The sequence below is a fragment of the Pseudomonas sp. NPDC086581 genome, assembly GCF_044746165.1.
Taxonomy (GTDB): domain Bacteria; phylum Pseudomonadota; class Gammaproteobacteria; order Pseudomonadales; family Pseudomonadaceae; genus Pseudomonas.
In genome coordinates this window covers 692,819-711,851 of sequence record NZ_JBIVBR010000001.1, presented here as the reverse complement: position 1 = coordinate 711,851, position 19,033 = coordinate 692,819, and the positions used below count along the sequence as shown (strand labels likewise).

The window sequence follows — 19,033 nt, the reverse complement described above, 5'->3', positions numbered from 1 at the left end:
CCCCATGAACTACGCCTCATGAACAGCCGCCCATGACCAGCCGTTACGCCCTGTTCCGCTGGAGTCGCGAGCTTGCAGAAAACGCCGGCTTCCCCGCCGACCTGCAGCCGCAGTGGAGTGTCGCGCCCGGCGCCCGCGTGCTGATGCTGCGTGAGGAGGACGGCGCGCGCCATGCCGGCCTCGCGCGCTGGGGCCTGACGCCGGCCTGGCTGAAGGACCTGTCGTGCACCCCCGCCCATGCCCGCACGGAAACCATCGCCGAACAGCCAATGTTCCGTGACGCCTTCGCCCAACGCCGCTGCCTGCTGCCAGCCAACGGCTTCTACGAGTGGCTGGGCGTGCGCAAGCGGCCGCATTGGGTTTCCGGTGGTGGGTTGATCTGCTTCGCGGGGGTGTGGGAGGCGTATCCGGTGGAAGGCCACACCTATTACAGCGTGGCGATGCTCACCCAAGCGGCGGGGGAGTTGCGCCGGCCGCTGATTCTCGATGTGCAGGAGCAGGGGCAATGGCTGTCGAACGAGACGCCCACCGCGCGGTTGCTGGAGTTGCTGCAGTTGCCCCAGGCGCGGCTGCGTGTGCAGGCGTTGGCGAATTTCATCAATGATCCGACCTGCAATGGGCCGGAGTGTCTGACGCCGGCCTGATGCCGGAATTCCCCTTGTAAGAGCGCCTATGGGCGCGATCGCGGGCATGGCCTGCTCCTACTGGGGGAACTCCTGCGTTTGGGCCAGCCCTCACCCTAACCCTCTCCTTCAGGGAGAGGGGGACGGGGCGGTAGCGGGGGCGCCAGCAACTTCGTTGCGGCGGTGACCAGCGCCCCGGCCAAGCCGATCATCGTCACACCTTGAACTGATTCACCAGCCGGCGCTGCTGCTCGGCCAGTTTGGTCAGCTCGGCGCTGGCCTGGGAGGCCTCGTCGGCGCCGCCGGCCACCTGGTTGGCGACCATGCCGATGTTGCTGACGTTACGGTTGATGTCCTCGGCCACCGCACTCTGCTCTTCGGCGGCGCTGGCGATCTGGGTGTTCATGTCGTTGATCACCGACACCGCCTGGGTGATCGACTCCAGCGCCTGGGCCGCCTCGCCGGCGTGGCGCACGCTGTCCTCGGTCTTGTCCTGGCTCTGCTGCATCACCTGCACCACTTCGCGGGTGCCGTTCTGCAGCTGCTGGATCATCGATTGGATTTCCTCGGTGGCCTGCTGGGTCTTCTGCGCCAGGTTGCGCACCTCGTCGGCGACCACCGCGAAACCGCGGCCCTGTTCACCGGCGCGGGCGGCCTCGATGGCGGCGTTGAGCGCCAGCAGGTTGGTCTGCTCGGCGATACCGCGGATGGCTACCAGGATCGCGTTGATGTTCTCGCTGTCGCGGGCCAGCGACTGCACTACGCCCACGGCGCGGCCGATCTCGCTGGCCAGCGCCTGGATCGCCGTGGAGCTGCTTTCGACGATGCGCTTGCCGTGGTGCGCCGCCTGGTCGGCATGATTGGCCGCTTCGGCTGCATGGGTGGCGTTGCGCGCCACATCCTGGGCGGTGGCGGTCATCTCGTGGACGGCGGTGGCCACCAGTTCGATTTCTGCTAGCTGCTTCTGCACGCCCTGGTTGGTGCGGATAGCGATGTCGGCGGTGTGCTCGGAGGAGTCGCTGACGTGCTGCACCGAGGTCACCACCTGGCCGATCATGCCCTGCAGCTTGCCGAGGAAGGTGTTGAAGCCCTTGGCGATGGAGCCCAGTTCGTCGGCGCGGTCGCTGCTCAGGCGGCGGGTGAGGTCGCCTTCGCCCTGGGCGATGTCGTCGAGCATGCCGACCAGCTGGCGCAGCGGCCGGGCGATGCCGTGGCCGACCAGCCAGATCACGGCCAGGCCGATGGCGGCGATCAGCAAGCCGACCAGGGTCATGCCCAGGGTGTCGCTGTCGCGCTGGGATTTCAGGTCGCTCTGCAACTGGTTCAAGTCACCCAGCACGGCTTCCTGCGGCAGTTGCAGCATCAGGGTCCAGCGCGCGCCAGAGTCGGCGATGGTGAAGGGCAGGAACAGCTCAATGTGGCCGTGCTCCTTGTCCATTGAGGTCAGCGGCTGGTCGAGGGTGAGCTTGGCAAGGTTGGCCACTTCGTTGGCGTCCAGCACGCTGCTGGCGGGTTCGCCGAGCTTGGCCGGGTCCTTGGTGTAGGCGACCAGGCGGCCGTTGGTGGAGATCAGCGCCATCTCGCCAGCGCCGTCGTAGAGCTGGCTGTCGGCGGTCTTGAGCAGGTCCTGGATGAAGTCCAGCGACAGGTCCACGCCGACGGTGCCCTTGAACTGGCCCTTGACTATGATCGGCGCGTTGAACGAGGACATCAGCACCATTTTGCCGGCCATCTCGTAGGGCGCCGGGTCGATGATGCACGGCTGGTGCTTCTCTTTCGGGCAGAGGTAGTACTCGCCCTCGCGCACGCCGGTAGGCTGCATCTTCTGGCTTTCCAGGGTGTCGCCCATGGCTTCCACGGTCAGGCCGCCGTCCTTGCGGTACCACCAGGGCATGAAGCGGCCGCTGGCGTCGTAGCCGGGCAGGCCGGCGTACTGGCTGTCGTTGCCGGCGAAGGCGTTGGGTTCCCAGCCGGCGAAGGCGTCGAGCAGCTTGGGGTTCTGTGCCACGGTCTGGCGCAGCAGGTTGGACATGCCGGCGCGGCCGATGCTCAGCAGCGGCTGGCCATTGGCGTCGGTCTCGTCCAGCAGGGCGTTGGTGTTGGCGAGGTCGCGTGCGACGGTGAGCGGATATTCCAGTTCGCGCTGGATCTGTGCGACCTGGCCGCGCGCGATCGCCACCAGGCGATCGTTGATCACTTGCTCGAGCAGCGCCTGGGTGCGCTCTTGCACCAGCGCCTGGGTCCGCGAGCCGGCGAACAGCGCGTAAAGCACCAGCGCCGCGACCACTGCCAGAACGCTGGCACCTGCCAACGCCACCACGGAAAACTGGATCGACTTGAATTTCATACGGGTACCCGGAATGCGCCAGAGGTCTGCGTGTCTATCTGTATCGGCAGGTCCGGGGATTTTCCTTAGGGGGCCGTTGTAATGGGTTGTAACGCGGCTGTTCGCCGCCTGTCGCAGGATTGTCGGCGCTGACCGGGAGGTCTAGCATGTGATGTCAAAATGAAATTATCTGGCCGTGGCGAGCGCCTCGACGTCCTGGTTTTCAGGGTGAAATCAGACGCTGGCTGCGGCTATCTCGCGGGTGTGGATCGCAGGTGCGATGCCGTGCACCGCGTACGCCACGACAGCCGCCCCACAGCACCTTCCGATGAGTCGGTGCGATTTCGTAAGTCACTGCTGCGCCGGCTGTTTTCTGCCAGTTGCCGGGCATCGGGGGTGGGCCTACCATGCGCGCTGTCCGTGGGAGATTGCATTGTTTCGGGAGAGCAACATGCCCAAAGTATTTCGTGTCGCAGGCCTGGCCGCAGCCCTGCTCCTCACCGCTTGCCAGCAGGTGAACACCACCAGCGGCGGCGTCGTCGGTGTCGATCGCAAACAGAACATGTTCAGCATGCTGTCCAGTGCGCAGGTCGACCAGATGTATGCGCAGTCCTACCAGCAGACCCTCGGTGAGGCCTCCAAAGCCGGCAAGCTGGATGCCAGCAGCAATGACGCCAAGCGCGTGAAGGCCATTGCCGCGCGGTTGATTCCGCAGACCGGCGCTTTCCGCTCCGACGCGCCGTCCTGGCAGTGGGAGGTCAACGTGATCAAGAGCGACGAGCTCAACGCCAACTGCGGTCCCGGTGGCAAGATCATCGTCTACACCGGGCTGATCGATCAGCTCAAGCTCACCGACGACGAACTGGCCGCGGTGATGGGCCACGAGATCGCCCACGCCTTGCGTGAGCACGGTCGTGAAGCGATGTCCCGCGCCTACGCGGAGCAGATGGGGCTGGGCATTGGCGGCGCGCTGCTGGGACTGGGTCAAAGCAGCGTGGACATGGCCCATCAGGTGGTCGAATACAGCCTGACGCTGCCCAATAGTCGGCAGAATGAGAACGAAGCTGACCTGATCGGCCTGGAATTGGCAGCGCGAGCCGGTTATAACCCCAACGCCGCGATGACCCTGTGGCAGAAGATGGGCCAGGCGTCGAACGGTGAAGCTCCGCCGGAAATCCTCAGCACGCACCCGGCGGACAGTACGCGGATGGCCAACCTGCAGGCCGCCATCCCGAAGGTCATGCCGCTCTATGAGCAGGCCAAGACCCATTAAGCAGTGGTTTTGAGAGCAGGGGTTCGTGATTCTCTCGAACGGCCAGGAGCGGCGTAAGTTGCGCCGCTTTATCCAGTGAACAGGGAGCACCCGTGAAAATCGCTGTACTCGGAGCCACCGGGCTCCTGGGCCACCACGCCGCCCGCGCGATCAAGGCGGCCGGCCACCAGCTGGTGCTGATCCACCGACCCTCGTCGCAGATCCAGCGCCTGGCCTACCTCGAGCCTGAGTGCCGGGTAGCCGAACTCTTCGATCACCAGGGCATGGCCCGCGCGCTCAGTGGGCTGGACGCGGTGATCTTCAGCGCCGGTTATTACCCGGTGCGCCCGCGTCGCTGGCAGGAGGAAGTGGCCAGCGCACTGGACCTGACCAATCATTTCTACGCCGCCTGCCTGCAGGCGAAAGTGCCGCGCATCCTCTATGTTGGCTCGGCCTTCGCCATGCCCTCGCACCCGCAGGGGCTGCCCGGGCATGAGGGGCTGTTCTACGAAGGACTGCCCACCGGCAAGAGCGCCTACGTGATGTGCAAGTGGGCGCTGGACGAACAGGCCCGCGAGCAGGCCCGTGGCGGCCTGCCGGTGGTCATCGGGATTCCTGGCATGGTGCTGGGCGAGCTGGACATCGGCCCGACCACCGGGCGCCTGATCACCGCCATCGGCCGAGACGAGATGCTGCACTACGTACCGGGCCGGAGGAACGTCATCGATGCCTCCGAGGCCGGGCGCGGCCTGCTCACGGCGCTCGAGCGCGGTCGGGTGGGCGAGCGCTACCTGCTCACCGGGCACAACATCGAGATGGGTGAGCTGACTGCCACCATCGCAAAGCTACTGGGCAAGCCGGCACCGACTCCGATGCCGCTGCACCGCGCCCGTGCGCTGGCGACACTGGGCCGCTGGCGCTACCGCCTGACCGGCAAGATGCCGCTGCTGGACGATACCGCCATCGAGGTGATGGCCGGCGGGCAGTTCCTCGACGGCCGCAAGGCCCGCGAGGAGCTGGGCTTCGAATCCCATGTGCCGCTGGAGGATACGCTGGAACGGGCCATTTCCTGGTTCCACGCCAACGATTACCTCTGACTCCGGCTGTCTTTGTAGGAGCGAGCTTGCTCGCGGCTCCGGTTCGCGAGCAAGGACTGGGCGTCCCCCTCGGTCCTACGAAAAGCTGTTACGGAGTTCCCTGCAAGAGCGCGACCAGGGTGGCAAGCAGACAAAAAAGCCCGGCGCATGGTCGGGCTTTTTCGTTGTCAGGGCAGCGCCTTCTCGGCGAAGGGACGGTTGGGTAGTCCCATCTGCGCGCGGAAGCTTTCCATGTCGAACAGCGTGCACAGTTCCTGTACCTGGTTCTGGCTGTTGAAGGTCCAGAAGCCCATGGCGGAGATGCTGACGATGCGGTCGCTGGCCGGGTAGCCCAGCACCGGGCGGGCGATGCTGCCCATCAGGGTGCTCCAGGTGAAGACCTTGTTGCCCTCGCGGATGCATTCCTCCACGGCCACTTCCAGGTCCTCCATGCCACTGCGGATCTCCTCCACCAGCGCCCGGTAGCCGGCGTTGTCCAGCGGCTGGGCGGTGAAGGCGCTCTTGTAGATGAAGTCTGGGCTGTGCAGCTGCTCGACCAGCGCCAGATGACCCTTGTTCCAGGCGAGGTCGATGTGGTGGCGGGCGACTTTCTTCAGGTCTTTTTCCGGCATGGCGACATCCTTTGTCGTGGGAGGCTTCAGGCGCCACTGTGTATCGCGGGCGATACACAGGCATTGGCCGGCGCGCCAGCCTCCCGACGAAAGCGGCCGGTCAGAACACCCCGGAGAGCTTCAGTGCGTGGTACACAGCAGCCAGGCCGAGGATGGCGAAGGCGGCGGCGGCCAGGCGGCGGATCAGGTTCAGCGGCAGGCGCTCGGCGGCGAAGTTGCCCGCCAGGACCACCGGTACGTTGGCGATCAGCATGCCCAGCGTGGTGCCGATGACCACCAGCCAGAAGTGCGGGTACTGCGCGGCCAGCATCACGGTGGCGACCTGGGTCTTGTCGCCCATCTCGGCGAGGAAGAAGGCGATCAGGGTGGTGAGGAACGGACCGAATTTCTTCAGCGAACCTTCTTCGTCGTCATCCAGCTTGTCCGGAATCAGGGTCCAGCCAGCGACCGCCAGGAAGCACACGGCCAGCACCCAGCTCAGCGTGCTTTCCGAGAAGAACGAGGCGACCCAGCTACCGACGGCACCGGCGGCGAAGTGGTTGGCCAGGGTGGCGGCGATGATCCCGGCGATGATCGGCCAGGGCTTGCGGAAGCGCGCGGCGAGGACGAGCGCGAGCAGTTGCGTCTTGTCGCCGATTTCCGCGAGGGCAACGATCAGGGTTGGGACGAAGAGGGATTCCATCAGACTTCCTAAGGGGGCGGGTCGACTAATCACCATGACACGCGCCACCTGCCCGCCCCGGGTCAGGTTGCTCGTGTCATAGGTCTTGTCAAACCCCGGCCTGAACGCTGCAGGCCTGGATCGTACGCGCCATGGTCTGTGGACCAAGTGTGTTGACGCGTACCGGGCGAGCAGGGCGCTCGCGGGAGACTACTCCCCTAGGACGGGGCGCATTCTGCCCAAGTCCCGGGACTTGGGCAAGCCTGCGCGTCGGATCAGTCGCGGGTCGGGCGAACGTCCATGTCCTCGTAGCGGATGAAGCGGGTGCCGTTCTTGAAGCGGTAACCCAGCCAGATCGCCAGGAACAGCGGGATGGTGATGTAGGTGGCGACCAGCCCGGCCCAGTCCACGTGCTCGCCGACGAAGGCCTGGTAGTTCTGCCCCAGGGTGATGATCAGACATAGGGTGAAGGCGAACAGCGGGCCGAGGGGGAACCACTTGGCGCGGTAGGGCAGGTCGTTGAGGTTGCCGCCCTGCAGGATGAAGCCCTTGCGGAAGCGGTAATGGGACACTGCGATGCCCAGCCAGACAATGAAGCCGCACATGCCCGAGGCGTTGAGCAGCCAAGTGTAGACGGTCTTGTCGCCGATGAAGCTGGTGAGGAAGCACAGCGCGCCGATCAGCGTCGTGGCGTAGAGGGCGTAGCGCGGCACGCCGCTCTCGGACACTTGGGTGAACAGGCGTGGCGCCTTGCCCTGGGTGGCCATGGTGTAGAGCATCCGGGTCGAAGCGTACATGCCCGAGTTGCCTGCCGAAAGGATCGCCGAGAGGATCACCGCGTTCATCACGCCCGCCGCGGCGGCGAGGCCCGCGCGCTCGAACAGCAGGGTGAAGGGCGAGGTGCTGATGTCGCTGCTGTCGGTCTTGAGCAGGTTCGGATCGGTGTAGGGGATCAGCATGCCGATGACGAAGATCGACAGGATATAGAACATCAGGATTCGCCAGAACACCTGGCGAATGGCGATGGGAATGGACTTCTGCGGGTTCTCCGACTCGCCCGCGGCAACGCCGATCAACTCGGTGCCCTGGAAGGAGAAGCCGGCGATCATCGCCACCCCGATCATCGCCTGCAGGCCGCCGACGAAGGGCGCGTCACCGCTGGTGAAGTTGCTGAAGCCGGGGCTGTCGATGCCGTGCATGATGCCGATGATGCTGGCGAGGCCGATGCCGATGAAGATGACCACGGCCACCACCTTGATCAGCGCGAACCAGAATTCGCTCTCGCCGAAGCCCTTCACCGAGAAGAAGTTGAGCATGAACATGATGCCGAGGAATCCGGCGCTCCAGTACATGCCCGAGACTTCCGGGAACCAGAACTTCATCACCAGTTGCGCCGCCACCAGTTCGGCGGCGATGGTCACCGCCCAGTTGTACCAGTAGTTCCAGCCCATGGCGAAACCGAAGCCATCGTCGATGAAACGGCTGCCATAGGTGCAGAACGAGCCGGAATCAGGAATATACGCCGCCAGCTCGCCGAGGCTGGTCATGAGGAAGAACACCATCAGGCCGATCAGCGCATAGGCCAGCAGCGCACCGCCGGGGCCGGCAGTGGCGATGGTGCTGCCGGAGGCGACGAACAGGCCGGTGCCGATGGAGCCGCCGATGGCGATCATGTTCAGGTGGCGCGGCTTGAGGGAGCGCTTCAGATGATGCGGCTTCTCCTTCGGCCCCATGGCGAAAGTCAGTTCGACGTCATCTCTAATTCTTCGGTTCACGGGTGTCCTCGATAGTTCAGGGCGAGCGGCGATGCGCCGATCCGACAGGCTCGGTGGAGTGTAGTGCGAGCCTTGGATCAGCGCCGGGCGCTGTAGATACGGAAGCCGTCGGCCTCGGCCAGGATGCGGCACGGGCCCAGGTGCTGTTCGATCAGCGGCGGGTATTTCAGGAAGCTGTTGGCCACCAGGCGCAGCTCGCCGCCGGACGCCAGGTGGCGTGCCGACTGGCGCAGCAGGTGTTCGGTGGCGGCGTAGCTGGTGTGCACGCCCTGGTGGAAGGGCGGGTTGCTGACGATGGCAGCGAGGCCTTCCGGCGCGGCGTCGATGCCGTCGCCGGCGATCACTTCACCCTCCAGGCCATTGGCGGCCAGGGTCAGTCGGCTGCTTTCGATGGCGAAGGCGTCGACGTCCAGCAGGGACAGGCGGCTCTGCGGATAACGGCGCTTGAGCGTGGCGCCGAGCACCCCCGCGCCACAGCCGAAGTCCAGCACATGGCCGGCTGGCAGCTTGTCCAGATGTTCCAGCAGCAGCGCGCTGCCGCGGTCCAGGCGACCATGGCTGAACACACCGGGCAGGGTGATGACCTGCAGCGGGCCATCGGCCAGCGGCAGTTCGTAGCGTTGCGCGAGGGCATGCAGGTCCGGCGCGGTCGGCGCGCCGTCGATGTGCGTGTGCCACAGCTGGCAGTGGCGGGCGCTGTCCAGCTTGCTGGCGCGGCCGAATTCACCGAGCTGCTTGCTGGCGCGTTCGACGCCGGCGCGTTTCTCGCCGACCAGGTACAGCTCGCCGTCCGGCACGCAGCTGGCCAGCGCGGCGAGCAGGTAGTCGGTCAGTTCGCGGGACTTGGGCAGGAACAGCACGGCGGCCGCGAAGTCGCCTTCCGGCGGCGTGGCGCCGAAATGGCAGCGGCCGGGATAACGACCTTCCAACTGCCGGGCTTCGCCGGCGTGCCAGCTCCAGCCCCGGGCTTGCGGGAGGTCACCGAGCAGCGCGTCGGCGGGCAGGCCGGCGAGCAGGACGCGGCCCTGGAAGCGCTCGATCTGGCGCAGCAGCACTTCACTGGTGGGGGCGTTGGACATGCGGCCTCCTGGCAAAAAAGGGCGCGAGTTTAGCAGGGCTGCCGCGGCCGAGCCTAGGCGAGGCGCACCTCGGCGTTCTTCCAGAAGTCGTCGCCGCGCAGTTCCAGCGCCCCGGCCGCTACTTGTTCGCGCAGGCGCCAGGCGGCCAGCAGGTCGCTGACGAACAGGCCGTCGACGTAGGCCATGGTGGGGCCGATCAGCGACTGCACCGGGCGCCAGGATTCGCTGGCGCTGTCCAGCAGGATGCGGTCGATGTGGGCGTAGCCGGTGCCGCTCAGTTGGCCATCCAGCCACACGCGCAGTTGGGCGTTTTCGGCCAGGGCGCGCTGCCAGTCCGCCGCCAGGCCTTGGCGCTCGGCGACGTCCACTTCGTGGCTGGCGGCCAGGGCGTTGGCCAGTTCGACGGGTTTGAGCATGGCAATGGCGTGGCGGTCCTCGCTGCGGCACTGGCCGCTGCCGGCACCGACACTGCGCAGGATGATGTTCGCCGGCAGCAAAGCACAGACGCGGCGCAGCAGGAGTTGCTCGCTGGCGCTGTCGCCATGCCAGAGGGTGACGGAGGCGATGTCCGGGCTGCGCAGCCAGTTCACCTCGGTGGCCATCTCGATGGCGATTTCCCGCGCGCGCAGGACTTCGCCGCCCAGTTCGTGCCAGAACGCGGCGCGCTGCTGGCAGGGCGGGTTGTCCACATCGCTCAGCGGGCCGACCGCGAGGTCGTCCGGCATCACGCGGATTTTCTTTTCGGTCAGCACGCCTGCCTCGACGGCCCGATGCAGGGCTTCGGCGGCGCCGTCGCCGCAGACCAGATGCAGGCTCATGGCGCCACCACCCGGCGCGGCTCGCCGGCGAAGAAGCCGGCGGCGTTCTCGCTCAACTGGCCGACGATGCGCTGCCGGGCCTCGCGGCTGCCCCAGGCACTGTGCGGGGTGAGGATGAAGCGCGGAATGTCGCCGGCCAGCAGCGGGTTGCCGTCCCTGGGCGGCTCGACGCTGAGCACGTCGAAGGCCGCGCCGCCGAGATGGCCGCGGCGCAGGGTGTCGGCCAGCGCCTGCTCGTCGACCAGTCCGCCGCGGGCGGTGTTGATCAGGTAGGCGCCGGGCTTCATCAGGTCCAACTCGCGCCGGCCGATCAGGTTGCGCGTGGCATCGGTCAGCGGGCAATGCAGGGTGAGGGCGTCGACTTGCGGCAGCAGTTCGTCCAGCGCCAGGCGATCAGGGCGCGCAGGGCGTCCAGGCAGGACGCCAAGCAGCACGCGCATGCCGAAGGCTTCGGCCAGTTTCGCCACCGCGCCGCCCAGTTCGCCGTGCCCGAGCAGGCCGAGGGTCTTGCCTTCCAGTTCGACGATGGGGAAGTCCAGCAGGCAGAACTGCGGGGCCTTCTGCCAGCGGCCGTCGCGGATCGCCGCCTGGTAGTCCGGCAGGCGCGTGGCCAGGGCGAGCAGCAGCATCAGGGTGTGCTGGGCCACCGACGGGGTGCCGTAGCCCTGGCAGTTGCTCACCGTCACGCCGTGCTGGTGCGCGGCCTGGAGGTCGACGTTGTTGGTGCCGGTGGCAGCCACCAGGATCAGCTTGAGGTCCGGGCACTGCTCGAACACTTCTGCTCCGATGCGCACTTTGTTGCTGATCGCTACCTGCGCGCCCTTCAGTCGCTCGGCGACCTGCTGCGTGTCGCTGCGCTCGTGCAGGACCAGTTCGCCAAATGGCGTGCGCAGTGGCGTGAGGTCGAGGTCTCCGAGGTCGAGGGAAGCATGGTCGAGGAAGACGGCGCGAGCAGGATTCATGTGCGATGACACCTTGATCGGAAGGGGCAGGATGAAGGGGATTCTCGGCAGAACCGCCGTCGTGGACAACCCAGTCTGCCCGCGGACGTGGACGGGGAGGCTGCGTATTGATGGTAGATGCTTGAGTGAAAAGTCTGACAGACGTTTCGGTTTTCCCTCATCTACTGTCCCGCGCCAGCTTCTTAGAGTGATCCCATCGAAATCCGTAGGTAACTGGCGATGATGGGTTGGCTTCTCTCCGGCTTCACGGCCATCCGGGCGTTCGGCGTTCGTGTCGGGCTGCGAAGTGCAGCGGTGAGTGGATATCCCCGATCCCGGCGGCGAAACTTGCTCCGCACCGCTGGCCCCGAACCCTTGCTGTGCTTCGGTGCGCTGCTGTCGCACTGCGATGCGGCCTCCGGTTTAGCGCAAGCCAACGAGTTGGTCGAGCTATGGGGTATCACCGATGCCGTAACGGCGCGCCGGACACTGCAGGAACTGATGCTCGAAGCCCAGAGTCAGTCGCTGGACGAGGAATTCCGCCGGCTGCAGCGCAACGAGCCCGGCGTCTTTGACGGTGAGCAGCGAGTGCGCTTCAAGCAGGCGAAGCGTGCCTGGAGCAAGGCGGGCCTGGCGTTGCCTATGGATATCTCCATTGCCGCCCACGACCTCGAAAGCCTCGCCTGGCTGGCGCGGCAATGCCATGCCTTTGGCTATCTCAGTGAGTCGGAAACCTTGTTGTGCCTGGCCTGGGTGGCGGAGAACGCCATCCGCAACTTTTCCGACTGGCAGGCCTATGCCGCGTCTTTCGTGCTGGGTCGGGCAATCCTGCGGCGCGACGGGACGTCCGGCACCATGGCGATCGGGGCGTTCAAGGAACTGATCGGCTGCCGCACCGACAAGGCCTCGCTGGCCGGGTTGTGGCGAACCCATCCGCTGGCGGGCATCCGCGTGAGCGAGGTGGTGTTGCAGGAGGAGCACATCCGAGAGCCCGCGGCGCATCCACCCCGCAGTGCGCTGCTCGCTTTGGGGTGTGTTATCGCCCACAGCGCAGGCGTGCGCGCCGACGATCTGGGGATTGCGCCGCAGGAGAAGGAGTTTCACCGGCTGTGGCTGGCCGAGCATTGGTGGGCTGCCGATGCCGGGCAGGTTCGTGCGCGGATGGACTGGCTGCTGGGAAGCGGCAGCCGCGAAAAGCTCGATCCGCTGCTGGGCAGGGTGGCCGATGCGCCGGTGTCTGTCGGCGGAACCGCGCTGGCGCGTTTCACGCAGGCACGTCGGGCGCTGCTGAAGGAAGGTCACGATCCGGCAATGATCGATGAGTGCCGCACCGTGTTGGCCTACGACCTGGAGCGCGCCGCCTTCGGGGCGCGAATGGCCTTCAGCGTCGGGCTGCTCGACGAGGAAAGCCTGTGGAATGCCTTGCGCCACATGGCCCGTCAGGCCCGCGCGGCATTCGATTGCTGGGAGCAATACCTGGTCTCGCTGATGCTCGGCCATGCCCTGGCCGACGAGGACCGCCTGTCGGACAAGCGGTTGCTGCGCAGCGGCATGGCGTTGCTCGACGGCATCACTCCGTTCGCCCAGCACCCTTCGCCCTGGCAGGTCTGCCCGCTGGAAATGTTGCCTGTGCTGCACCGAGTGGCACCTGTCGCTTGTCGGGGCCCTGGGGCTTCGTATAGAAACTAGGGCTTTCCTGGCGGTGGTTCGGAGGCGCGATGTACTGGGCGGAATTTCTCACGGTGGCGTTCATTCACCTGCTGGCAGTTGCCAGCCCCGGCCCGGATTTCGCCGTGGTGGTGCGCGAGAGCGTGGCCCACGGCCGCCGTGCCGGCACCTGGACAGCGCTGGGCGTGGGCAGCGCGATCTTCCTGCACGTGACTTACTCGTTGCTGGGCATCGGCCTGATCGTGTCGCAGTCCATCGTGCTGTTCAACGCACTGAAATGGCTGGCGGCGGCGTACTTGCTGTACATCGGCTTCAAGGCGCTGCGGGCGCGTCCGTCCGGCCCGGCGGCAGCCGAAACCGTTGCGACGCCGGTCGCCCGTACTGCGCGCGGAGCCTATGTCGCCGGCTTCGTCACCAATGGCCTGAATCCCAAGGCCACGCTGTTCTTCCTCTCGCTGTTCACCGTGGTGATCAACCCGCACACGCCGCTGCTGGTCCAGGCTGGATACGGCGTGTACCTGGCCTGCGCGACTGCCGCCTGGTTCTGCCTGGTGGCGCTATTATTCAGCCAGCAACGGGTGCGCGCGGGCTTCGCCCGGATGGGGCATTGGTTCGACCGGATGATGGGCGTTGTGCTGGTGGGGCTGGGGGTCAAGCTGGCGTTCACCGAGCTGCACTGATAGCTTTTCGTAGGAGCGAGCTTGCTCCTGCAAAGAGGTCCGCTGCCAGTTCTGTGGAACAAAAAAGGGGCGCCGAGGCGCCCCTTTTTCATGTCCGACGCGAAAGTCAGACCAGCTCGATCGCCATCGCAGTGGCTTCGCCGCCGCCGATGCACAGCGAGGCCACGCCGCGCTTGCCGCCCTTCTTCTGCAGGGCGTTGATCAGAGTGACGATGATGCGCGAGCCGGTGGAACCGACCGGATGGCCTTGGGCGCAGGCGCCGCCGTAGACGTTGACCTTGGCATGGTCCAGGCCGTGTTCGCGCATGGCGAGCATGGTGACCATGGCGAAGGCTTCATTGATCTCGAACAGATCGACGTCGTCCTTGCTCCAGCCAGCCTTGTTGAACAGGTTGGTCATGGCGCCGATCGGGGCCAGGGTGAACTCGGCCGGGTCCTGGCTCTGGGTGGCGTGTGCGACGATCTTCGCCAGCGGCTTCAGGCCACGGCGCGCGGCTTCATCAGCGGTCATCAGGACCAGCGCGGAAGCGCCGTCGGAGATGGAACTGGCGTTGGCCGCAGTGATGGTGCCGTCCTTGCGGAAGGCCGGGCGCAGGCCGGGGATCTTGTCCAGGTTGGCGGTGAGAGGCTGCTCGTCGTCCTTCACCACGGTCTCGCCCTTGCGGGTAGTGACGGTGACCGGGACGATTTCCGAATCCAGCGAGCCGTCCTTGATGGCGGCCTGGGCGCGCTGCAGGGATTCGATGGCGTAGGCGTCCATCTCTTCGCGGGTGACGTTGTACTTGTCGGCGGTTTCCTGGGCGAAGGAGCCCATCAGGCGGCCGGTGCGGGCGTCTTCCAGGCCGTCGAGGAACATGTGGTCCTTGATTTCGCCGTGGCCCATGCGCAGGCCGGTGCGGGCCTTCTCGATGACGTAGGGGGCGTTGGACATGCTTTCCATGCCGCCAGCGACCATCACGCTGTTGGTGCCGGCCTTGAGCAGGTCGTGGGCCAGCATCACGGCCTTCATGCCCGAGCCGCAGAGCTTGTTGATGGTGGTGCAGCCGGTGGCGGCGGGCAGGCCGGCGTTCAACGATGCCTGGCGGGCCGGGCCCTGTTTCAGACCGGCGGGCAGTACGTTGCCCATGATCACTTCCTGCACGTCCTCGGGCTGGATGCCGGCACGGGAAATGGCTTCGCGGATGGCGATGGCGCCCAGGTCGACGGCGGAAACGCCGGACAGGCTGCCTTGGAAGCCGCCCATGGGAGTACGGGCGCCGCTGACGATGACGATCTCGGACATGACTAACCTCTTCGCTCTTGTTGTAGGAGTCCGCGTAGGGCCAGCTGCGCGTCGGCATAACTGCGCGGAAACAGGCGTCGGAATGCGCATTTGCAAGATGCAAACTCCGCTCCCTCGCCTGCTTCCGCCTTGTTCTGCTTCAGCTCGCAGGCCTTACGCGGACTCCGGGTAAAGGTACCGGCCGTGAACGACCGGGCGTCAGGATTCTACCGCGTGACCGGATGTGGCCATAGAGTCATCGGCAAATCACTCTTTTGACTGATGAATGGACACACGGGGCGCTCTAGAGTCGGTCTCATCCAGATGAGATCCAGCCTTGAGAGTGCGTACGCCATGCTGAAAACTCGCGTCATCCCCGCTGCACAGAACGCCTACCAGTACCCGCTGTTGATCAAGAGCCTGCTGCTGTCGGGCAGCCGCTACGAAAAAGGCCGGGAAATCGTCTACCGCGACACCGTGCGTTACAGCTATGCCACCTTCAACGAGCGCGTTGCGCGCCTGGCCAACGTGCTGACCGAAGCTGGCGTGAAGGCCGGTGACACCGTGGCGGTGATGGACTGGGACAGCCACCGTTACCTGGAGTGCATGTTCGCCATCCCGATGATTGGCGCAGTGCTGCACACCATCAACATCCGCCTCTCGCCGGAGCAGATTCTCTACACCATGAACCACGCCGATGACCGCTTCGTGCTGGTCAACAGCGAGTTCGCCGCGCTCTACCAGGGTATTGCCGGGCAACTGGCCACGGTGGAAAAGACCCTGCTGATCACCGACGGAGCAGACAAGAGCAGCACGCTGCCCAACTGCGTGGGCGAGTACGAGACCCTGCTGGCCGCCGCCAGCCCGCGCTACGCCTTCCCCGACTTCGACGAGAACTCGGTGGCGACCACTTTCTACACCACCGGCACCACCGGTAACCCCAAGGGTGTGTACTTCACCCATCGCCAGTTGGTACTGCACACCCTGGCGATGGCCGCAACTATCGGCAGCCTGGACAGCATCCGCCTGATGGGCACCGACGATGTGTACATGCCGATCACCCCGATGTTCCACGTGCACGCCTGGGGCGTGCCCTATGTGGCGACCATGCTGGGGGTGAAGCAGGTGTATCCGGGGCGTTACGAGCCGGAACTTCTGTGCAAGCTGATCCGCGAGGAGAAGGTGACCTTCTCCCACTGCGTGCCGACCATCCTGCAGATGATGCTCAACGCCGCCAGCGCCAAGGACCACGACTTCGGCGGGCTGAAGATCATCATCGGCGGCAGCGCCCTCAACCACGCGCTGTACGACGCCGCCAAGGCCCGCGGCATCCAGCTCACGGCGGCCTATGGCATGTCCGAGACCTGCCCGCTGATTTCCTGTGGCTACCTCAACCAGGAACTCTGCGCCGGCAGCGAGGATGAACGCACCACCTACCGCATCAAGGCCGGCGTGCCGGTGCCGCTGGTGGAAGCAGCGATCATGGACGAGCACGGCCAGTTCCACCCGGCCGACGGCGAATCTCAGGGCGAGCTGGTGCTGCGCGCGCCCTGGCTGACGCAGGGGTATTTCCGCGAGCCGGAGAAGGGCGAGGAGCTCTGGGCCGGCGGCTGGATGCACACCGGCGACGTGGCGACCCTCGACGGCATGGGCTTCATCGACATCCGCGACCGTATCAAGGATGTGATCAAGACCGGCGGCGAGTGGCTGTCCTCCCTTGAGCTGGAAGACCTCATCAGCCGTCACCCGGCGGTGCGCGAGGTGGCCGTGGTTGGGGTGCCCGATCCGCAATGGGGCGAGCGCCCGTTCGCGTTGCTGGTGCTGCGTGATGGCCAGGCGCTGGACGCCAAGGCGTTGCGTGAACACCTCAAGCCTTTCGTCGAGCAGGGCCACATCAACAAGTGGGCGATTCCCTCGCAGATCGCCGTTGTTACTGAAGTTCCCAAGACCAGCGTCGGCAAGCTCGACAAGAAGCGCATCCGGGTAGACATCGCCCAATGGCAGGAGGCCGGCAGCGCTTTCCTCTCCACGGTGTGACCGACGACCGGCGAGTCACGGTTTTCGGGCGCTGTGCCAAGCAAGCGCTTGGCACAGCGCAGCCCAGTGACTACGCCACCTCGGGGCCTGCGCAAGCGTCTAGTCAGGGCCTTTGTAAGATAAATCACACTTTCGAGCGATCAAGCACCGTAGGACGCTGGCTATAGTCGCCGCTACTCATAACAAAAAACACATGGAGTAGCGTCGATGAAAACCATGCAACATATCTGGCGCCTGGCACGGTTGCCGCTGGCAGTCAGCCTGGCATCCACGCTGGCAACGCCGGCTTCCGCCGTCAGTTTCAACATCGGGGAAATCGAAGGTTCGTTCGACTCGACGCTGTCCGTGGGGGCCAGCTGGTCGACGCAGAATCCGGACAGCAATCTCATCGGCGTGAACAACGGCGGCAAGGGCCTGTCCCAGACCTCTGACGATGGTCACCTGAACTACAAGGCCGGCAAGACCTTCTCGAAGATCTTCAAGGGCATCCACGACCTGGAGCTCAAGTATCAGGACACCGGCGTCTTCCTGCGCGGCAAGTACTGGTACGACTTCGAACAGAAGGACGAGAACACCGAGTTCAAGCCGCTCTCCGACCACAACCGCAAGGAAGCCGCCCAGGCTTCCGGCGCGCAACTGCTCGACGCCTTCATCTACCACAACTACAACATCGGCGAACTGCCCGGCACCGTGCGCCTGGGCAAGCAGGTGGTGAACTGGGGTGAAAGCACCTTCATCCAGAACGGCATCAGCGTGATCAACCCGTTCGACGTTACCGCCTTCCGCCGCCCAGGCTCCGAGATCAAGGAAGCCCTGGTGCCGGTGAACATGTTCTACCTCTCGCAGAACCTCACCGAGAACCTGTCTGCCGAAGGCTTCTACCAGCTCGAGTGGGACCAGACTGCTGTCGATAACTGCGGCACCTTCTTCTCCCAGCCGGACGTGGTGGCTGACGGTTGCACCCAGAACCTCGCGGTGCTGACCAACAACGCGGCGTCGATCCGCACCCTGAACGGCCTGCTCGGCCCGAACCTGGCGGTGACCCCGTCGCCGTGGAACGAAGGCCTGGTGGTCAAGCGCGGCCCGGACCGCGATGCCCGTGACAGCGGCCAGTACGGATTTTCGCTGAAGTACTTCGCCGACAGCCTGAACACCGAGTTCGGCGGCTACTACATGAACTACCACAGCCGCCTGCCGATCTTCTCCGGCCGTGGCGCCGACGCCTCCAAGGTCGCGCAGATCAACCAGCTGATCACCAACATCGCGGCCATCAGTCCGACCCTGGCGTCTCAGGCCGGCGCGGCGGCGATGGCGGGCAACTCCAGCTACTTCATCGAATATCCCGAAGACATCCGTCTGTATGGCCTGAGCTTCTCCACCACGCTGCCCACCGGCACCGCCTGGCAGGGCGAGATCAGCTACCGCCCGAACGCTCCGGTACAGTTGAACACTACCGACATCCTGTACTCGGGCCTGGACCCGGTCTCCATCGGCGGCAACCACGTCTACGACAACGCCTCCGTGCTGACCGGCACCGCTGGCCAGGACCTGCACGGCTACCGCCGCAAGGAAGTGACCCAGCTGCAGACCACCTTCACCCACTTCTTCGACCAGGTCATGGGCGCCGAGCGTCTGACCCTGGTGGGCGAAGTCGGCTGGACCCACGTCGGCGGCCTAGAAAGCCAGAACGATGCTCGCTACGGCCGTGACCCGGTCTTCGGTCCCGGCCCGCTGAACGGCAGCCTTGGCGGCCGACCGACCTGCGAAGCGCTGAACGCCTCGACCCTGGGCACTGGTCCGCAGAACAACGTGTCGCGCAAATGTGAGAGCGACGGCTTCACCACTGCTGACTCCTGGGGCTACCGCGCTCGGGCGATCTGGGACTACAACGACGTGTTCGCCGGTGTGAACCTCAAGCCCAACGTGGCCTGGTCCCACGACGTGGACGGCTACTCCCCCGGCCCTGGCGGCAACTTCGAGGAAGGCCGCAAGGCCGTCAGCCTGGGTATCGACGCCGACTACCTGAACACCTACACCGCCAGCCTGGCCTACACCAACTACTTCGACGGCAAGTACTCCACCGTCGACGATCGTGACTTCGTCAGCTTGAGCTTCGGGGTGACCTTCTAAGCCGGCCGTTCAACCGGCAAACGGCCCGCCCTCGCGGCGGGCCATCCCTGCGGCTGGGTGACCCGGCCGCGCGG

Annotated in this window: 15 protein-coding genes and 1 riboswitch; of the genes, 7 read left to right on the top strand and 8 right to left on the bottom strand. The window is 65.5% G+C overall.

Translation table 11 applies throughout. The features are described 5' to 3' along the window. The first annotated feature begins 32 nt into the window (after positions 1-32). A complete protein-coding gene (locus ACIPK7_RS03435) occupies positions 33-644 on the top strand; it encodes an SOS response-associated peptidase (protein WP_401085286.1) in 612 nt (203 codons plus the stop codon). 193 nt (positions 645-837) lie between these two features. Here the strand turns inward: ACIPK7_RS03435 and ACIPK7_RS03430 are convergent, their stop codons facing one another. Then, entirely contained in the window at positions 838-2,970 is a 2,133-nt protein-coding gene (locus ACIPK7_RS03430) for a methyl-accepting chemotaxis protein (protein WP_401085283.1), read from the bottom strand. A 430-nt stretch (positions 2,971-3,400) separates the two neighbouring features. On the opposite strand from ACIPK7_RS03430, the gene ACIPK7_RS03425 reads away from it, so the two are divergent. Further along, entirely contained in the window at positions 3,401-4,222 is an 822-nt protein-coding gene (locus tag ACIPK7_RS03425; protein WP_401085280.1) for a M48 family metallopeptidase, read from the top strand. 92 nt (positions 4,223-4,314) lie between these two features. After that, positions 4,315-5,298: an NAD-dependent epimerase/dehydratase family protein gene (locus ACIPK7_RS03420; protein WP_138216039.1), complete on the top strand. Its 984-nt coding sequence runs from the start codon at positions 4,315-4,317 to the stop codon at positions 5,296-5,298. Positions 5,299-5,465: 167 nt separating this feature from the next. On the opposite strand, the gene ACIPK7_RS03415 is transcribed toward ACIPK7_RS03420, so the two are convergent. The 6 genes from ACIPK7_RS03415 to ACIPK7_RS03390 form a co-directional block, all read right to left on the bottom strand. After that, positions 5,466-5,909: a ketosteroid isomerase-related protein gene (locus ACIPK7_RS03415; RefSeq protein ID WP_045210962.1), complete on the bottom strand. Its 444-nt coding sequence runs from the start codon at positions 5,907-5,909 to the stop codon at positions 5,466-5,468. A gap of 100 nt (positions 5,910-6,009) precedes the next feature. Then, a complete protein-coding gene (locus tag ACIPK7_RS03410) occupies positions 6,010-6,591 on the bottom strand; it encodes a TMEM165/GDT1 family protein (RefSeq protein WP_081516290.1) in 582 nt (193 codons plus the stop codon). Positions 6,592-6,597: 6 nt separating this feature from the next. Next, positions 6,598-6,801: riboswitch (yybP-ykoY riboswitch) on the bottom strand. A 44-nt stretch (positions 6,802-6,845) separates the two neighbouring features. Then, a complete protein-coding gene (locus tag ACIPK7_RS03405; RefSeq protein ID WP_401085607.1) occupies positions 6,846-8,303 on the bottom strand; it encodes an amino acid permease in 1,458 nt (485 codons plus the stop codon). Between the two features lie 119 nt (positions 8,304-8,422). After that, entirely contained in the window at positions 8,423-9,424 is a 1,002-nt protein-coding gene (locus tag ACIPK7_RS03400) for a methyltransferase (protein WP_401085275.1), read from the bottom strand. A gap of 53 nt (positions 9,425-9,477) precedes the next feature. Beyond that, entirely contained in the window at positions 9,478-10,242 is a 765-nt protein-coding gene (locus ACIPK7_RS03395; RefSeq protein ID WP_192430800.1) for a DUF1835 domain-containing protein, read from the bottom strand. Next, positions 10,239-11,204 (bottom strand): 2-hydroxyacid dehydrogenase, encoded by a 966-nt coding sequence (locus tag ACIPK7_RS03390; protein ID WP_401085272.1) that lies wholly within the window; start codon positions 11,202-11,204, stop codon positions 10,239-10,241. Before ACIPK7_RS03390 ends, ACIPK7_RS03395 begins: the two co-directional genes overlap by 4 nt. 327 nt (positions 11,205-11,531) lie before the next feature. Here ACIPK7_RS03390 and ACIPK7_RS03385 point away from each other — a divergent pair, with 327 nt between their 5' ends. Next, positions 11,532-12,872, top strand: a complete 1,341-nt coding sequence (locus tag ACIPK7_RS03385; RefSeq protein ID WP_192430798.1) for a DUF1266 domain-containing protein — start codon at positions 11,532-11,534, stop codon at positions 12,870-12,872. A 29-nt stretch (positions 12,873-12,901) separates the two neighbouring features. Next, the gene (locus ACIPK7_RS03380) at positions 12,902-13,531 is read left to right on the top strand and encodes a LysE family translocator (RefSeq protein WP_192430797.1); all 630 of its coding nucleotides are present in this window, start codon (positions 12,902-12,904) and stop codon (positions 13,529-13,531) included. Between the two features lie 106 nt (positions 13,532-13,637). Here the strand turns inward: ACIPK7_RS03380 and ACIPK7_RS03375 are convergent, their stop codons facing one another. After that, positions 13,638-14,813: an acetyl-CoA C-acyltransferase gene (locus tag ACIPK7_RS03375; RefSeq protein WP_192430796.1), complete on the bottom strand. Its 1,176-nt coding sequence runs from the start codon at positions 14,811-14,813 to the stop codon at positions 13,638-13,640. 333 nt (positions 14,814-15,146) lie between these two features. Between ACIPK7_RS03375 and ACIPK7_RS03370 the strand changes: the two genes are divergently transcribed. Beyond that, positions 15,147-16,829, top strand: coding sequence for a fatty acid--CoA ligase (locus ACIPK7_RS03370; RefSeq protein ID WP_192430795.1), 1,683 nt, complete (start codon positions 15,147-15,149; stop codon positions 16,827-16,829). A 207-nt stretch (positions 16,830-17,036) separates the two neighbouring features. Next, positions 17,037-18,959: a DUF1302 domain-containing protein gene (locus ACIPK7_RS03365; protein ID WP_192430794.1), complete on the top strand. Its 1,923-nt coding sequence runs from the start codon at positions 17,037-17,039 to the stop codon at positions 18,957-18,959. The last annotated feature ends 74 nt before the right edge of the window (positions 18,960-19,033 follow it).

What these genes read in the sequence shown, in the direction of transcription:
- ACIPK7_RS03435 (WP_401085286.1), top strand. Translation starts at nt 33, where the DNA reads ATGACCAGCCGTTACGCCCTGTTCCGCTGGAGTCGCGAGCTTGCAGAA.
- ACIPK7_RS03430 (WP_401085283.1), bottom strand. Translation starts at nt 2,970, where the DNA reads ATGAAATTCAAGTCGATCCAGTTTTCCGTGGTGGCGTTGGCAGGTGCC.
- ACIPK7_RS03425 (WP_401085280.1), top strand. Translation starts at nt 3,401, where the DNA reads ATGCCCAAAGTATTTCGTGTCGCAGGCCTGGCCGCAGCCCTGCTCCTC.
- ACIPK7_RS03415 (WP_045210962.1), bottom strand. Translation starts at nt 5,909, where the DNA reads ATGCCGGAAAAAGACCTGAAGAAAGTCGCCCGCCACCACATCGACCTC.
- ACIPK7_RS03410 (WP_081516290.1), bottom strand. Translation starts at nt 6,591, where the DNA reads ATGGAATCCCTCTTCGTCCCAACCCTGATCGTTGCCCTCGCGGAAATC.
- ACIPK7_RS03405 (WP_401085607.1), bottom strand. Translation starts at nt 8,303, where the DNA reads ATGGGGCCGAAGGAGAAGCCGCATCATCTGAAGCGCTCCCTCAAGCCG.
- ACIPK7_RS03400 (WP_401085275.1), bottom strand. Translation starts at nt 9,424, where the DNA reads ATGTCCAACGCCCCCACCAGTGAAGTGCTGCTGCGCCAGATCGAGCGC.
- ACIPK7_RS03395 (WP_192430800.1), bottom strand. Translation starts at nt 10,242, where the DNA reads ATGAGCCTGCATCTGGTCTGCGGCGACGGCGCCGCCGAAGCCCTGCAT.
- ACIPK7_RS03390 (WP_401085272.1), bottom strand. Translation starts at nt 11,204, where the DNA reads ATGAATCCTGCTCGCGCCGTCTTCCTCGACCATGCTTCCCTCGACCTC.
- ACIPK7_RS03380 (WP_192430797.1), top strand. Translation starts at nt 12,902, where the DNA reads ATGTACTGGGCGGAATTTCTCACGGTGGCGTTCATTCACCTGCTGGCA.
- ACIPK7_RS03375 (WP_192430796.1), bottom strand. Translation starts at nt 14,813, where the DNA reads ATGTCCGAGATCGTCATCGTCAGCGGCGCCCGTACTCCCATGGGCGGC.
- ACIPK7_RS03370 (WP_192430795.1), top strand. Translation starts at nt 15,147, where the DNA reads ATGCTGAAAACTCGCGTCATCCCCGCTGCACAGAACGCCTACCAGTAC.
- ACIPK7_RS03365 (WP_192430794.1), top strand. Translation starts at nt 17,037, where the DNA reads ATGAAAACCATGCAACATATCTGGCGCCTGGCACGGTTGCCGCTGGCA.